This window comes from Virgisporangium aurantiacum (assembly GCF_016863635.1).
Taxonomy (GTDB): domain Bacteria; phylum Actinomycetota; class Actinomycetes; order Mycobacteriales; family Micromonosporaceae; genus Virgisporangium; species Virgisporangium aurantiacum.
Map to the genome: position 1 here is coordinate 1 of NZ_BOPG01000025.1, position 14880 is coordinate 14880.

A 14880-nucleotide genomic window follows, 5' to 3' on the forward strand; every position below is an offset into this window, starting at 1 on the left:
GGCACCCGCACCGGTCCGGGTGGTGGGCCTGCGTCCGGCGGCCGCACCGGTCGTCGCCGTGCCGACGACGGCCGGCCCCGGTGCCGACGAGGTCGTCGCCGCGATCGCGGCCGCCGGCACCGAGGGGCAGGCGGCGCTCGCCGCGGCCGTCGACGAGCAGCTCACGGCCGTGGCGGCCACCGTCGAGTCGCAGCAGGCCGGCATCGACCAAGGAGCGGCCACCCTCATCGCGTCCGTCGACGTGGCGTTCACCGGCGCGGGCGCGCAGCTCTTCGCCGCCGTCGTCGCCGCGCAGTCCCGGCTCGTCGCGGCCCACCAGAGCGAACAGCAGCGGCTCGCCACGTGGTCGGCGCAGGCGCAGCAGAGCCTCGCGGAAGGCTTCGCCACCGGCTCGGGGCGGGTTCAGGCGACCGGTTCGGCCCGGGGCGACGAGGCGGTCTCGGCGGCGGACGCGGCGGCCACCGACACCGGTTCACGCGTCACCGGCCTGTCGGGGCAGGCGCGCGCGGCCGGTGCGGCGCGGGCCGCGTCACCCGGCGGAGCCGACGCCGAGGCGGCGCAGGCCCGCGCCGCCGCGGCGCGCGAGGTCGCCGGCGACACCGCGACCACGGTCGCCGACTCGCTCGGCGACACGGTCGGCCAACTGCGCGGACTCGGCCCGGAGACGCGCACCCAGCTCGTCGCGCAGGCCGACCAGATCGTCGGACGGATCCGCGAGCAGCTGCCCACCGTCACCGCCGTGCTGAGCCAGACGGCCGAGGGTGCCGGCAGCCAGCTCAGCCAGGCGGTCACCGCGGGCAGCGCCTCGCTCGCCCTCCTCGGTACGGACCTCGCGGCGCAGCTCGCCACGCTGCGGGCCACCGTCACCGGGGCGATCCGCGAGCAGGCCGATGCCGCGAAGCTGACCGTGTACGAGTCCGGCACGCAGGCGGTGGCGGCCGCGCAGGCGCAGCACGACCAGGCCGCCGTGGCGTCCGCCGCGCTGATCGACGGCGTGCTGGCGGGCGTGGCGAACCGCCGCATCCGCCGGGCGGCCGCCGCGAAGCTCGCGGGCGAGCTGAGCGCGCACGTGAGGCAGGGCTACGGCGACGCCGAACAGCAGGCCCGCGTCGCGCTGGCCGAGATCGCGCAGGCGTTCAGCCAGACGGCGAACCAGGCGCTCGATGTGGTGCAGTCCAGCGCCGAACAGGGCCGGCAGCAGGCGACGGACACCGCCGAGCACGGGCGGGCCGCCGCGGCGGGCGAGACCGACGGGCTGCTCTCCGCACTGGCCGGGCTCGTCGACACCACGATCAGTTCCGGCGACGGCACGGTCGCCGGCAACCTCGCGAGCCTCGATCAACTCGTCGCCGACCTCGATGCCCGGTTCGGCCAGGCACTGGGCGACTTCCGGCAGACCCTCACCACGAAGGCCGGCGAGACGACCGACCGGGCCGGCCAGCCGATGTCCACACTGGACAGCCGGATGACCCAGGCGATGACGGAGGCCGAGGAGGCGACCCAGCGCAGCTGGCTGGAGAACGCCGTCCGGTCCATCCCGTGGGGCACGATCGCCGGCGTCGTGGTCGGGCTGGTGGTCACCATCGCGGTCGTCGCGCTACTCGGCACGGGGATCGGCGCGCTCATCGTGGCCGGCGCGCTCGCCGGTGCGCTGTCAGCGGCGGCGACCACGCTCACCGACAACGCCGTGCACGGGCGCGACACCGACTGGGGCGATATCGGCAAGCAGATGCTCGTGGGTGCCGCGTTCGGCGCCATCGGTGGCGCGCTCGGCGGCGGGGTGGCCGGTGCCCTCGGTGGTGCGGTGGAGCGTCAGGTTCTCACCCAGGCGAGCGCGGTAGCCATCGGCAAGGCCGCCAACGTCGTCACCGGCGCGACCCTGGGCGTGGTGAACAACGTGGTCGCCGGCCGGCCGTGGCACGAGGGCCTGCTGGTCAACATCGGCCTGTCGATGGCGATGAGCTACGGGCCGGGCGGGCGGTTCATCGACAACGTCACGTCGAACGCACGCGCGTCCATGGTGGACAGTGGGCATGCGTTCAACGTCACTCCGGCCGAGGCCGCGGCGTCGGCGACCAGGATGCAGGCACACGCGGACACGACACCCGACGGTCCCGCGCCCGCCACCGCATCGGAGGGCCCGGCATCCGAAGGCCCGGCGCCGACCACCCAGGACGGCCCGGCGCCGACCGGGCCGGAGACCGAGCCCGGGACGGTGTCGCCGGGGCCCGACACCGATGCGGCAGCCGGTCCACCCGGGTCCGCCGACCCGGCCACCGTCCGGGCCGAGGCGGAAAGCCGGGTGGCCGCGCTGGACGAGCCGCCGCCGCTGGTGGAGCAGGTCGACCGGGTGACCGGTGTGGACCGCGGCCCGGAGTACACGCAGGCAATGGCGGAGCTGCGCGAGTTCTACACCAACCAGCAGGCCGAGGCCGCGAACGTGACGAACGTGCGGACCAGCCGGACCGATCAGATGATCGATCCGCTGACCGGTGCGCCCGTGGTCAACCCGGACGGTACGCCGTGGGGGTACGGCATCGAGGGTGGCTTCGAGGCCCGCCGTTTCGACTACGGGCCGAACCAGGGGTTGACCGAGGTCACCATCAAGGTGCACCTGGACGGCCAGGCCGGTGTCACCCCGGCCGACCTCGCCCAGGTCCGCGCCGACACGATCGCCGGCGTGGACCGCCACTACAACAGCGGGCAGTCGCTGCCCAACGGCGACCGGCTGCACGTGTCGGTGGAGTTCGTCACCGACCCGGCCGACGCCCACCTGCGGGTCGAGGTCAACGGCGGCCGCGGCCGCGCCGACCAGAGCCACTGGTTCGTGGACAGCGATCCCACCGTGCACGCCCACGAGTTGGGCCACCAGCTGGGCCTGCTCGACGAGTACGTCGATCCGGGCACGGTCAACCGTGGCAGCGCCGGCGCACCCGGGGTGCACACCGACAGCAGCCTGATGGGCAACTTCTGGACCCGTGACGCCGCCGGCAATGTCGTCGTCGACCCGAACACCCGGCTGCATGAGCGGCACGTGCGCCAGATCGCGGACGACATCACGGCGGCCGGCGGGGCCGGGCCCGCACCGGCGGGGACGGTACCGGCGGGGAACGTACCGGCCCGCGCACCGGAGCCGACCGACCTGGAGGCACAACCGCAGCCGGAGACGACCGCCCAACCGGCGGCGCCCGTGCCGGTGGCCGACTCCGCGGTGATCGCGAGCCTGGAGAAGACGACCCTCGGCGGCGCGATCGACTCCGGCGGGTTCGGCAGCGTGCACGAGGTTCCCGGCCACCCGGACCTCCTGATCAAGATTGCCCAGGCGGGCGGCGGGCGGCCGAACAGCCAACTGGCCAGCGAGGCGGCGAACCTGCGTACCCTCGCCGAGGCCGGGCTGCCCACGGCGTTCCGGGACCTGATCGAGTGGACCGACGCGGGCGGCGTCAAGCGGCAGGGCATCCTCATGGACCGGGTCGCCGGTAGTTTCAGCAAGCAGGCGTTGCAGCAGGGCAAGTTCAAAGACAAGCCGATCAGCCAGCAGCGACTCGCTGAGCTGCGCGCCCCCATCAACGAACAGACCGTGCAGGATCTGATCCGGATCCGCGACACCTGTATGGAGCAACAGATCAACATCCACGACGTGCAGTTCATGATCTCCACGGAGGACGGGTCGGTCGTCCTCATCGACCCCGCCCGCATCGACGACTTCCGCACCCCTGGCACGCCTTCGCGGGAGGTGAAGCGGGACATGCGCGGCTTCGAGAACCGGATGAACCGGATGATCGCCGACGTGGGCGAGATCGTGCGGAGCAGGGGGCGGCGGTGAGCGACATCCACGACTACCTGCCACGCAACCGGCGCGCCGCCGCCCGGTTCGTGGGCCGGCGGCTGCGTGCGGTGGACCGGCTCGGCGCGATCCCCGACGACGAGGAGCCCCGGCTGACCTGGGGGCCGCTGCTCATGGTGGCCGACGACGACACCGGCTGGCTGCTCGACGTCGACGAGGGGCGCAGCAACCTGCTGCTGTTCGATCTCGACGGGCCGGCGAGGGTGGCAGAGATGGCCGACCGGCCCGAACATCGGCCGCGGACGCCGGTGCTGCCGCCGGACGGGCCGCTCGGGTTCCTGCTCCGCGAGCCGATCGCCGGCGTCGACCTGGTCGGCCGGCCCGGCGACCCGGATCACCCGCACTTCCACGCCATGAACGGCATCCGGCTGCGCACCGCCAGCGGCAACGCCGCGGTCGTCGGTACCCATCTGGAGGATCCGCGGATCCCCGGCACGAGTGTGCTGCTTCCGGCCGAGGTCACCGCCGGCGCGGTCTTCACACCGCTCGCCGGCGACGGCACGGGTACCGGTTTCGACCGGATCGAGTACGGCTCCGGCAACGACCAGGACCCCGGCGACCCCTTCGGCCGTACCGTGCTCACGCTCGACTCCCTCGGCGTGGCGCGGCTCGACAACGACCATGTCGGCCGGCACCGGACCTGGACCGGCGTGGTCGACCCGGCGATGCTGGCCCGGCTGACCACGGCGCTGCGCGAGGCCGGCTACCCGGCCGCGCCCCGGCTCCCGGTGCCGGCCGGGTCGTCGCTGCGCAGCCTGTCCGTGTCGGGTGAGCTGGCTGGCCGGGTGCTGCTGCCCTGGCACGGGGTGTCCGGCCTGCCCGGCTACGGCGAGGCCTTCGCCGTGCTCGACAGCGTGGTGCACCAACTCAGCCGCGGCGAGCTGCCGGTGGCACCGGACGTGCTGCCACCCTCCGTCCTCGACATCCACGAGCACTGACCGCCGACGGGCGGGGCAACTCTTCTCTCGACCGCACCGGTCATACCGGTGTACCGTTCCGGTATGACCAAGAAGATCGCGATCAGCATTCCCGACGACGTCGCCGAGCGCCTTGCGGCGGGGGACATCGAGAATGTGTCGGCGTACGTCACCGAGGCGGTCCGCCGCCAGATCGCGACCGAGCAACTCCACGCGAACCTGGCCGGCGTCGGCATCCACGTGACGAAGGACGGTGTCGACCGCTGGCGTCGTGTCCTCGCCGAACGCCGCGCCGCGATGACGCCGGACCGGTGGCAGGCGGCGCGCGACCACCTCGACGGCGTCATGCGTGGTGAGCAGTGACCATCGCGCTCGTGCTCGACTCGTCGGCGATGGCGGCGTTCGCCGCCGGGAGCGTCTCGGTCGGGGAACTCATCGTGCTCGTCGACGAGGAGGCGCAGTTCGTCGCCCTTCCCGCGGCCGCGTTGGCGCAGGCGTTCGCGCGTACCGGTCCCGACGACCGGGGCGTGTTGCGCATGCTCGTCCGGGGCGCGCGATCGGTCGTCGCGCCGCTCGACGCCGACGGGAGCGAGGGTGTCGGCCTCGTCGCCCGCAGGTGCGACCTCGCCACGGCGCATGCGGCGGTGGTCGCGACCGACAGGTCGGCCGTCCTGGTCACCGCGGAGCCCGCCGCGTTCGCGGGCCTCGTCGACAAGGAAATGATCATCGAGGTCGGTTAGAAGAGGTGACGCAGGAAGCGCTGTGGATCCGCGAGGAACGAGCGGGTCAGCGCGACCGGTTCGGCGTCGTCGAAGTCGACCTCGCTGATGACGCCGTCGTCGGACAGCCGCAGGATCAGCGCGCCCGGTACGGCGAGCAGCACCGGTGAGTGGGTGGCGATCACGAACTGGGACCCGGCCGCCACCAGGTCGTGGATGCGGGCGATCAGCGCCAGGCAGCCCGGCACCGACAGGGCCGCCTCGGGCTCGTCGAGCACGTACAGGCCGTGCGGGCCGAACCGGTGCGTGGCCAGGTCGAGGAACGACTCGCCGTGGGAGCGTTCGTGCAGGCTCCGCCCGCCGTAGCCGCGGCCGACGCCGAGCCGGTCGATCTCGCTGGCGACGTTGTAGAACGACTCGGCCCGCAGGAAGTACCCGGTCTGCGGCTTCCCCGGCGACCGGACCAGCCGCAGGTACCGGCCGAGCGGCGACTCCGTCGACCGGGTGGCGAACCGGAAGTTCACCGACCCGCCCTCCGGGTTGAACCCGGCCGCGACGGCGATCGCCTCGATCAGGGTCGACTTGCCGGTGCCGTTGTCACCGGTCAGGAACGTCACCCTCGGGTCGAGTCGCAGCCGGCCGGCGGCCCGCAGCGCCGCGACCACCGGCAGCGTGAACGGATACCCGTCGGTCGGCAGGTCGGCGTCGAACTCCACCCACCGCAGGAACGTCACGCCGTGAAGTTATCAGCGGACGCCGGGCTCCACCGTCAGCGTCCCGGCCGCGACGTCGATCGTCGCCGGAACGCCCAGCGGCACCGTCAACTGGCCGGTGCCGTGACCGAGCCGCAGCCCGCCGAGCACCGGCACCCCCAGGTCGCCGAGGCGGTCGCGGAGCACCGCCGGCGCGTCCAGCTCACCGGGCGAGCCGGCGCCGGGCTGGTCGGCGCCGGGCGGGCCGGCGCCGACCAGCTGCCCGACCGCCACCCCGGCGAGGTGTGCCAGGGCGCCGACCCGGCGCAGGTGGGTCAGCATGCGGTCGTAGCTGTAGGGGGGCTCGTCGACGTCCTCGATGAACAGGATCGCCCCGGCGAAGTCGGGGAGGTCGCCGGCGCCGACGCTGGTGCCGAGCATCGTCAGGGCGCCGCCGAGCAGCGGGCCGGTGGCCCGGGTGCCGAACGACACGGCCGCGCTCGGCTCCCGCGGGTCGCGGTGCACCACGACCGGCGCGGTGGTCATGACGGCGGCGCGCAACGACTCCGCCGACTCCGGCCCGGTGCGGACGTCGTTCCAGGCGACGCCCGGCCCGTAGAACGTGGCCAGGCGCGCGTCGCGCCACAGCTTGCCGTGCAGCGACGTGATGTCGGAGAACCCGACGACCACCTTCGGATCGCGGCGGGCCGCGTCGGTGTCGACCCCGTCGACGATGCGTTGGCAGCCGTACCCGCCGCGGGCGGCGAAGACGCCGCGCACCCCGGGGTCGCGCAGCGCCGCGTTGAGGTCGGCGAGCCGGTCGGCGTCGCGGCCGGCGAGGTAGCCCCACCGGTCGTGGACGTGCGGCGCCACCTCGACCGCCAGACCCCAGCCGCGCAGGAGACGGACGCCACGGTCCAGCCGCGCCGGCGTCGGCGGTCCGCCGGGTGCCACCACCCGCACCCGGTCGCCCTCCCGCAGAACCGCCGGCAGAACCGCCGGCCGCACAACCCCCGTCGATGAGCCCATGAGTTGATCTAATACTGTCGGGAATCGGCTGAAACCAATGGGGGACCTCACGGGTGTAGTGCGTGCAACCGGGTGGGGAAGGGCGGTCGAGGTGGGTGGTCGTGCTCATGGGTAACCTGACGGGCGACGGGGTGGGTGATCCGTTCCCCGCCGCACCGACGGCGGTCCGCGAGAAAACCGCCACCCGGCTCGGGTTCGAGGAGTTCTACGCGGCGTCGTTCCAGGGCGTCGCGACCCAGCTCTACGCCTACACCGGCGACCTCGACCAGGCGCACGAACTGGTGCAGGAGGCGTTCTGCCGGGCGTTCGCCCGCTGGTCGAAGCTGCAGGGCTACGACGACCCGGCCGCGTGGGTGCGGCGGGTCGCGTTCAACCTGGCCAACAGCCGGTGGCGGCGGCTCAAGACCGCCGCCGCCTACCTGCGCAAGCAGCGGGTCGAGCACGTGGTCGGGCCGAGCCCCGACCGGGTGACGGCGATCGCCGCGATCGCGCTGCTGCCGGAGAACCAGCGACGCGCGGTCGTGCTTCACTACCTTGCCGACCTCAGCGTCGCCGAGATCGCCGATCAGGAAGGTGTGGCGGTCGGCACGGTCAAATCGTGGCTGCACCGGGGGCGGGCCGCGCTGGCCGCCCATATCGGCGCCGACGGGAAGGAGGCGACCGGTGCCTGAACTCGACGACATGCAGAACGACGACCTGATGAACGCCGTGTTCGCCGACGTCCGCCAGGAGGTCGCCGGCTACATCCGGCCCGCCGGCGCGGCCGCGGCCGTCGCCACGGTCCGCCGCCGCCGCCGCAACCGGACCATCGCCGGCGCCGCCCTCGCCGTCGCGTTGATCGTCGGACCGGCGATCGGGCTCGCGTGGGCCCAGAACCGGCCCGACGGCACGCCCGACGTCGCCGACCCCACGCCGTCGGTGAGCACGTCGGAGTCGGCACCGGCGTCGGCGAGCGCCGGCCCGTCGGCGTCCGGCTCGCCCGACGTCGTCGACCCGGGAATCCCGATGAGCCAGCTGCGCAACTCGACGCTGACGGTGCCGTCGTGGCCGGGGTCCATCAACGAGGGCTGCCAGTCCGGTGCGCTGAAGTTCACCGACGGGAAGAACATCAAGAGCGGCATGTCGGCCGTCCAGGTCCAGCTCGCCGGCGACCCGGTGTACACCGACCTCGACGCCGACGGCCGCAACGAGACGATCATCCGGGTCGACTGCGCGCTCCAGGCCGTGTTCACCCAGGTCCTGGCGTTCTCCCGCGACGCCGGTGGGAAGATCACCACCCGCGCGAAGGTGGTCGTCACCCATGGCGAGGGCAACGACGTCCAGTTGGTCTGGAAGATCGAGCCCGGCGGTCCGGGCGCCGTCCGCGTCGACGTCGGCGACGTCAGCCCGTGCTGCGGCACCCCGGCCGACCTGCCTCAGCACCAGTGGCGCGTCTACGGCTGGGACGGGCAGAAGTTCCACCAGACCGGCGGGCCGACGACGTTCCCGGTCAACCCGAAGACGACCGACCTGACGCTCTCCGCGACGCCGCTGCACGGGGTGTCGACCGACGGCGTCACCTATGTCGGCTCGATGTCGGTGACGGTGACCAACCGCGGGCCGCACGCCGCCAACCGGGTGGAGCTGCTGTTCAACTTCCCGGTCGACGTGAAGCTCAAGAGCAACCAGGGCACCTGCGCGACCGAGTCGGGCCCGACGACGTACTTCGACTGCCTCTTCGACAAGCTGGCGTCCGGTGCCTCGGCGACGTTCAGTTTCACCGTCACGATGACCGGACAGCAGGCCGGCAGATCGGGCACCACCGTGCACGTCCTCAACAAGGCCACCGTGGGGGAGAGCTACCCCGACGTCAAACAGGACAACAACAAGGCCGACATCCGGATCACCTGATCGCCCCGTTCCGCTCAGAACCGCCGCAACCCGGCCGATCGGGACGCCGGGGACCGTACGGGAACGAGCCGGGGGGAGTGCGGGGATGAGTGGTGCCGCGGAGTCACGCCCGCCCCGATTGCTCCGGCCGGTGCTGCTGGTCGTCGACCGGCTGCGGATCGGTGCCCGCCTCGGCGTGCTCATCCTGGTGCTGCTGGTCCCCGGCGCCGGCGCCGCCTACGCCTACATCGGGCTGATCAACGGCCAGGTCGCGTTCGCGAACTCGGAGATCGACGGCATCGTCGTCGTGCGGGCGGCGCTGCTCGCGATGGCCGACACCGCCGCCGGGCGGAAACCCGACCTCGGCGAGCTGCGCGCGTCCGTCCAGCAGTATCCGGACCTCGCACTCGACGACGCGTTCGCGACGGTGCAGGCGGAACCGACCGAGGCGGCCCTCGCCGCCCTGGTCGTCGAGGCCGGGAACACGTCGAAACTGATCCTCGACCCGGACCTCGACTCGTTCTACGTGATGGACCTGCAGGTGGTGCAGCTGCCGAAGCTGCTCGTCGCGGCCGCGGCGGCGCGCGACCGGGGAACCGGTGGATCGGTCGCCGACCGGGCCGTCGACGCCGCCGGGATCGCCTCGGCCGCCGGCTCGCTGCGCTCCGACGTCGACACTGCGCAGGCGAACACGGCGATGGGTGATCTCGCCGACCGGCTGAAACCCGTCGTCGGCGCCGCCGACGCGGCCGACGCCGTCGCCGCCACCATCTCCGCCACCCTGAACGCCCCGAAGGACGTCGACGTGGCGCCGCTCGCCGACGCGGTCCGGGCCGCGGTCGCGCCGGCCGCCGCGGTCCTCGGCGATCTCCTCGTCACCCGGGAGGACGCGTTCACCGACGACCGCGCGCTGGTGCTGACCCTCACCGGCTCGACCGCCGTGCTGGCGTTCTGGTTCGCGCTGGCGGTGTGGTGGCGCACCCGCACCGACGTCGCCCTCGTCCTCGGCCGGGTGAAGGCGCTCGCCGGCGGCGACTTCTCCGCCGGACGGCTGCCGCACGGCCGCGACGAACTCGGCGACATCGGCGGCGCCCTCGCCACCGCCCGCGACCGCCTCGCCGACCAGGACCAGGAGATCAGCGACGCCCGCCAGGTGCGGGAGGAGCAGATGCGGGCCCAGTTCCAGCACCAGCGGCAGGCCGAGCGGCGGCTGCGCGAACGCGCCCAGCGGCTCATCGACGACTCCACCGGCACCATCGCCGACGAGTTGGCGCACGTCACCGAGCAGGTCGACGAGGTGCGCACCGCGGCCGCCACGATCGACGACCGGGTCACCGCCACCAACGACGCCGCCGGTGTGATCGTCGAGCAGGCCCAGGCGGCCGAACCGGTGATCGCGGCGTTGGAGGCGAGCCTGCGCCGGGTCGCCGGCACCGCCGAGGTCATCGCCGGGATCGCCGGGCAGACCCGGCTCCTGGCGTTGAACGCGACGATCGAGGCGGCCCGCGCCGGGGAGACCGGCAAGGGCTTCGCCGTGGTCGCGAACGAGGTCAAGGACCTGGCGACGAACGCCGCCCAGTCGACCGAGCAGATCACCGCGACGATCGGGTCGCTGGAACGCGACGCGGCCGCGATGGCCCAGGCGATCGCGGCGATGGTGGCGAGCATCGGCGAGATCGGCGGGACCACCGCCGCGCTCCGCGAGGTCGCCGCCGACCAGCGCGGCGTCGTCGGCCGCCTCGACGAGCAGCTGACCGGCACCGTCGACCGGATCCGCGGCCTGTCGGCGCTCGCCGCCCAGCTGGAGCGGCGGGAGGCCGAACGGATCGGCGCCGCGGCGACGGTGACGCTGCGGGTCGAGGGCCGGCCCGAGCCGCACCCGGCGACGCTGGTCGACCTCAGCGGCGGCGGGTTGCGCTGCCGGACGTCGATCGCGCTCACCGCCGGCAGTCCCGTCGAGGTGGAACTGGCGCTGGAGGACGGCCGGCCGGAGGTGCGGGTGCGGCTGCACTGCCAGGTCATGCACGTCGGCCGGGCCGGCGACTGGACGGAGGCGGGCCTGCAGTTCCTCGACCCGCCGGCCGACGTCGCCGCCCGGATCGACCGCTACGTGGCCAGGCTCGTCGACGGCGTCGACTGATCCACCGGTGCGGTCCGGCGGCTGATCAGCGTGCCGGCGACGAAGGTGAGGACGACCACGCCCACCCACGCCGGCGCCCAGCCGGCCAGGGTCACCACGGCGACCACCGCAGCCGGCAAGATCCCGGACGCCCGGGTGCGACCGGTGACCGCCACGATGCCGGCCAGCACCGCGACCGTCGTCGCCACCGCCATCGTCACCGGAGACACGAGCACCGACTGCGGCAGCGCGAGGGTGGCCACCCAGGCGGCGGCGGTGCCCAGCATGAGGAGCAGCCACGCCCGCCGGGGCTCCGGCGGCGGAACGCCCCGGCGCACGGCGACGACGAGGGCCGCGGCGGCCAGCGCCACCGGCAGGGTGAACGTGGAGAGGTACCAGATCACCACGTGCTCGGTGCGGACGGTCTCGACGGCCGTCGCGCCCGCCAGGGCCAGCCACAGGACGGCAGCCGTCCGCCGCAGGCCGAACAGCCACACCGTGCCGGCGGCGAGCCACAGGCCGATGATCGCGACGAACCCGAGGACCCCGCCGATCCCTGGCGGAGGGCTCGGCAGGAGCCGGATGACCGGACCGACCGGCCACGGCGCCACCGCCATGAGCAGGGACGCCACCAGAACCGGGGCACTGACGACGAACCGGTTCGCGCGCGTGGCGAAGCGCAGCCGCAGCGACAACCCCGCCACCGCCACCACCTCGGCGAGCGGGGGCCGGGTGCGGCCCGCGCTGAGATCCATCAGGACCCCGAGCACCTCCTCGCCGCGCGCGTCGCGCTCGGCCCGGGGCAGCAGCGCGACGACGCGACGGCAGCGCTTCTCCAGCAACGTCATCCCGCACCGCGTCATCCCGCACCGCCGAACCGGGGCCGCAGGGCCAGCCGTTCCCGGGCGACGCGCGTCGCCGACTCCATCCGTTCGGCCTGCACCCGCAACGCCTCGGCGCCGGAGTCGGTGAGCGCGTAGTACCGGCGCAGCCGGCCGTTCTCGATCTCCTCCCGGTCGGCCCGCACGTGGCCCTGGCCGGCGAGCCGGTCGAGGGCGCCGTAGAGGGTTCCGGCCCGTAGGGTGATCCGTCCGCCGGTCATCGCCGACACCTCCGTGATCAACGCGTACCCGTGGCGAGGCTGATCGGCCAGCGCCGACAGGATCAGGAACGACTGTTCGCTCAGCTCCATGCCGTCCAATATATCGCGTCGCGGAATATATAGCGAGTCAGACTGAAGCCATCTCCTCGCTCCACCAGCGCTGGCCCGCCTCCGGCAGCGTGTCGATCGGGTCGTGGAAGGGGTACTTCCGGTCGAGGTCGTCGCCCTCGATCGAGGTGCGGTAGTTCTTCGTCCAGTAGGAGATGCCGCGCTCCCGGTCGTACTCGGTGACCATGTGCACCCAGCGCTTGCCGACGAACGGCACGTCGCACACGATCCGCGGGGTGGCGTAGCCGGGCAGGTAGCCCATGATGTCGTGCTGCAGCTGCTGCGCCTGCCACACCGCCACCCGCCAGTGCTCGGCGTTGGGGATCATGTCGCACATGTAGAAGTAGTACGGCAGGATGCCGGCCTCGCCCTGCAGCGCGAAGCACAGATCCAACAGATCAGAAGATGTCGCGTTGACCCCGCGCATCAGGACGCCCTGGTTCCGCACGTCCCGGACACCCACTTCGAGTGCGGTCTGTGCGGCGCGGGCGACCAGCGGCGTCAGCGACTGGACGTGGTTGACGTGCGTGTGGATGGCCAGGTTCACCCCGCGCCGCGCGGCCGTGCGGGCGACCCGCTCCAGCCCCTCGACCACGTCGGGCTGCAGCCAGTGCTGCGGCAGCCCGGCCAGGGCCTTGGTGGCCAGCCGGATGTCGCGGATCGTCGTGATGTCGAGCAGCCGCATCAGGAACGACTCGAGGTTGCGCCACGGCACGTTCGCCACGTCGCCGCCGGACACCACCACGTCGCGGACGCCGGGCTGCGCCTTCAGGTAGGCGATCATCGCGTCGTACCGGTCGACCGGCTTCATCGTCAGCTTCAGCTTGTCGACCGCCGGCGTCGAGTTGCCGACCAGGTCCATCCGGGTGCAGTGGCCGCAGTACTGCGGGCAGGTCGACAGCAGTTCGGCGAGCACCTTCGTCGGGTAGCGGTGCGTGAGGCCCTCGGCCACCCACATGTCGTGCTCGTGCAGCGAGTCGCGGGAGGCGTACGGGTGCGACGGCCACACCGGGTGGCGGTCGGAGGCCACCGGCAGCATGTACCGGCGGATCGGGTCGGCGTAGAACGCCTCGGTGTCGAAGCGTTCGAACGGCACCATCGTGTTCACCATCTGCGGCGGCAGCAGCATCGACATCGTCGCCAGCCGCTGCTGGTCGTCGACGAGGTCGGCGTAGAAGCGTTCGTCGACCAGGTCACCGAGCACCGCGCGCAACTGCCGCACGTTCTTGACGCAGTTGACCCGCTGCCATTGCGCCGACTCCCACTGCTCCCGGGTGACGTCGCGCCACCCGGGCAGCCGGGTCCAGTCGGGCTCGACCAGCTCCTGGCGCCGGTAAGCGTACGGTTGTTCGGACAAAAGCTCGGTCACGGACCCTCCTCTGTGGAAATTCTGCGGCCAGCCGACTATTCTGCCGGATGTTTTCAACATCAGAAAGGGGAGAGCGATGTCGGCCGTCGGGTTGCACCGGGTAATGGAGCCGAAAGGTGTCCTGCCGCAGGCCGCCACCCGCCTCGACACCGATCCCGCCATCGGCCCCGACGAGGTCCGCATCGCCGTCGAACGGCTCAACCTCGACGCCGCGAGCTTCCGCCAGCTCCGCGAGGAGGCCGGGGGAGACGGCGACAAGGTCCGCGCAAAAGTCCTGGAGATCATCAGAACACGGGGCAAGATGCACAACCCGGTCACCGGCTCGGGCGGCATGCTCATCGGCACCGTCGCCGAGGTCGGCCCGGAGTCCCCGCTGGGCCTCAAGCCCGGCGACCGCGTCGCGACCCTGGTGAGCCTCACCCTCACCCCGCTGGAGATCACCGACGACCTGATGGCGTGGACCGGCACGTCCGAACAGGTCCCGTGCACCGGCCACGCGATCCTGTTCGGCCGCTCCATCGCCGCCGTCCTCCCCGACGACCTCGACGACGATCTCGCCCTCGCGGTCTTCGACGTCTGCGGCGCACCCGCCCTCGTCGAACGCGTCGTCAAGCGGTACGACCGGCCGCGCGTGGCCGTACTCGGCGGCGCCGGCAAGAGCGGCTCGCTGGCGCTGGCTGCCGCCCGCCGGTCGGGCGCCGCGCGCACGCTCGGCGTCGTCCCCACCACGAGCGAAAAGCTTCTTCTGGACGGAGTGACGCTCGCCGACGTCACATCACTGGCCGATGCGCGGGATCCCGTCGCCACTGCCGCCGCGGTCGAGGCGGCCCTCGGCGGGCCGGCCGACGTCACCGTCGTGTGCGTCGACGTCCCCGGCTGCGAACACGGCGCGATCCTCGCCACCGCACCCGGCGGCACTGTGATCTTCTTCTCCATGGCGACGTCGTTCCCGGCCGCCGCCCTCGGTGCCGAGGGACTCGCCGCCGACGTCACCATGCTCATCGGCAACGGCTACGTCCCCGGCCACGCCGCCACGGCGCTCGATCTCGTGCGCGCCGAGCCCGGCGTGCGTTCGCTGTTCCGGGCCCGCCTGGCGGCACACTGAGCGG

The 14880-nt window shown here is 73.0% G+C and carries 13 protein-coding genes; 8 read left to right on the forward strand and 5 right to left on the reverse strand.

The window, feature by feature from the left end:
* The 4 genes from Vau01_RS20350 to Vau01_RS20365 form a co-directional block, all read left to right on the forward strand.
* A partial coding sequence (locus Vau01_RS20350; protein ID WP_203995220.1) for a hypothetical protein occupies window positions 1-3826 on the forward strand: 3826 nt, incomplete at its 5' end.
* Window positions 3823-4785, forward strand: a complete 963-nt coding sequence (locus Vau01_RS20355) for a hypothetical protein (RefSeq protein WP_203995223.1) — start codon at window positions 3823-3825, stop codon at window positions 4783-4785. The genes Vau01_RS20350 and Vau01_RS20355, both read left to right, overlap by 4 nt.
* A 63-nt stretch (window positions 4786-4848) precedes the next feature.
* The gene (locus tag Vau01_RS20360; protein WP_203995226.1) at window positions 4849-5127 is read left to right on the forward strand and encodes a hypothetical protein; all 279 of its coding nucleotides are present in this window, start codon (window positions 4849-4851) and stop codon (window positions 5125-5127) included.
* Complete coding sequence (locus tag Vau01_RS20365; protein ID WP_203995230.1) at window positions 5124-5504, forward strand: hypothetical protein; 381 nt, start codon at window positions 5124-5126, stop codon at window positions 5502-5504. The genes Vau01_RS20360 and Vau01_RS20365 overlap by 4 nt, the downstream gene beginning before the upstream one ends.
* On the opposite strand, the gene Vau01_RS20370 is transcribed toward Vau01_RS20365, so the two are convergent.
* Together Vau01_RS20370 and Vau01_RS20375 are read right to left on the reverse strand one after the other, a co-directional pair.
* On the reverse strand, window positions 5501-6217 hold the full coding sequence (locus tag Vau01_RS20370) for an AAA family ATPase (RefSeq protein ID WP_203995231.1): 717 nt from the start codon (window positions 6215-6217) through the stop codon (window positions 5501-5503). The two genes, Vau01_RS20365 and Vau01_RS20370, sit on opposite strands and share 4 nt — an antisense overlap.
* Before the next feature lie 12 nt (window positions 6218-6229).
* Complete coding sequence (locus Vau01_RS20375) at window positions 6230-7204, reverse strand: S66 peptidase family protein (protein ID WP_203995233.1); 975 nt, start codon at window positions 7202-7204, stop codon at window positions 6230-6232.
* 107 nt (window positions 7205-7311) lie between these two features.
* On the opposite strand from Vau01_RS20375, the gene Vau01_RS20380 reads away from it, so the two are divergent.
* From Vau01_RS20380 to Vau01_RS20390, 3 genes are all read left to right on the forward strand, one after another.
* Entirely contained in the window at window positions 7312-7875 is a 564-nt protein-coding gene (locus Vau01_RS20380; protein WP_203995234.1) for an RNA polymerase sigma factor, read from the forward strand.
* Window positions 7868-9094 (forward strand): DUF11 domain-containing protein, encoded by a 1227-nt coding sequence (locus Vau01_RS20385; RefSeq protein WP_203995236.1) that lies wholly within the window; start codon window positions 7868-7870, stop codon window positions 9092-9094. The genes Vau01_RS20380 and Vau01_RS20385 overlap by 8 nt, the downstream gene beginning before the upstream one ends.
* A gap of 85 nt (window positions 9095-9179) precedes the next feature.
* On the forward strand, window positions 9180-11213 hold the full coding sequence (locus Vau01_RS20390) for a methyl-accepting chemotaxis protein (RefSeq protein ID WP_203995241.1): 2034 nt from the start codon (window positions 9180-9182) through the stop codon (window positions 11211-11213).
* On the opposite strand, the gene Vau01_RS20395 is transcribed toward Vau01_RS20390, so the two are convergent.
* From Vau01_RS20395 to Vau01_RS20405, 3 genes are read right to left on the reverse strand one after another with little or no spacing between them, the layout of a single operon-like run.
* The gene (locus tag Vau01_RS20395) at window positions 11180-12040 is read right to left on the reverse strand and encodes a hypothetical protein (protein WP_203995244.1); all 861 of its coding nucleotides are present in this window, start codon (window positions 12038-12040) and stop codon (window positions 11180-11182) included. The two genes, Vau01_RS20390 and Vau01_RS20395, sit on opposite strands and share 34 nt — an antisense overlap.
* Before the next feature lie 11 nt (window positions 12041-12051).
* A complete protein-coding gene (locus Vau01_RS20400; RefSeq protein ID WP_203995247.1) occupies window positions 12052-12384 on the reverse strand; it encodes a PadR family transcriptional regulator in 333 nt (110 codons plus the stop codon).
* 37 nt (window positions 12385-12421) lie between these two features.
* Window positions 12422-13771 carry a KamA family radical SAM protein gene (locus Vau01_RS20405; RefSeq protein WP_239151724.1) on the reverse strand — a complete coding sequence of 450 codons (1350 nt, stop codon included), beginning with the start codon at window positions 13769-13771 and terminating at the stop codon, window positions 12422-12424.
* A gap of 76 nt (window positions 13772-13847) precedes the next feature.
* Between Vau01_RS20405 and kdd the strand changes: the two genes are divergently transcribed.
* Window positions 13848-14876 (forward strand): L-erythro-3,5-diaminohexanoate dehydrogenase, encoded by a 1029-nt coding sequence (gene kdd, locus Vau01_RS20410; protein ID WP_203995250.1) that lies wholly within the window; start codon window positions 13848-13850, stop codon window positions 14874-14876.
* The last annotated feature ends 4 nt before the right edge of the window (window positions 14877-14880 follow it).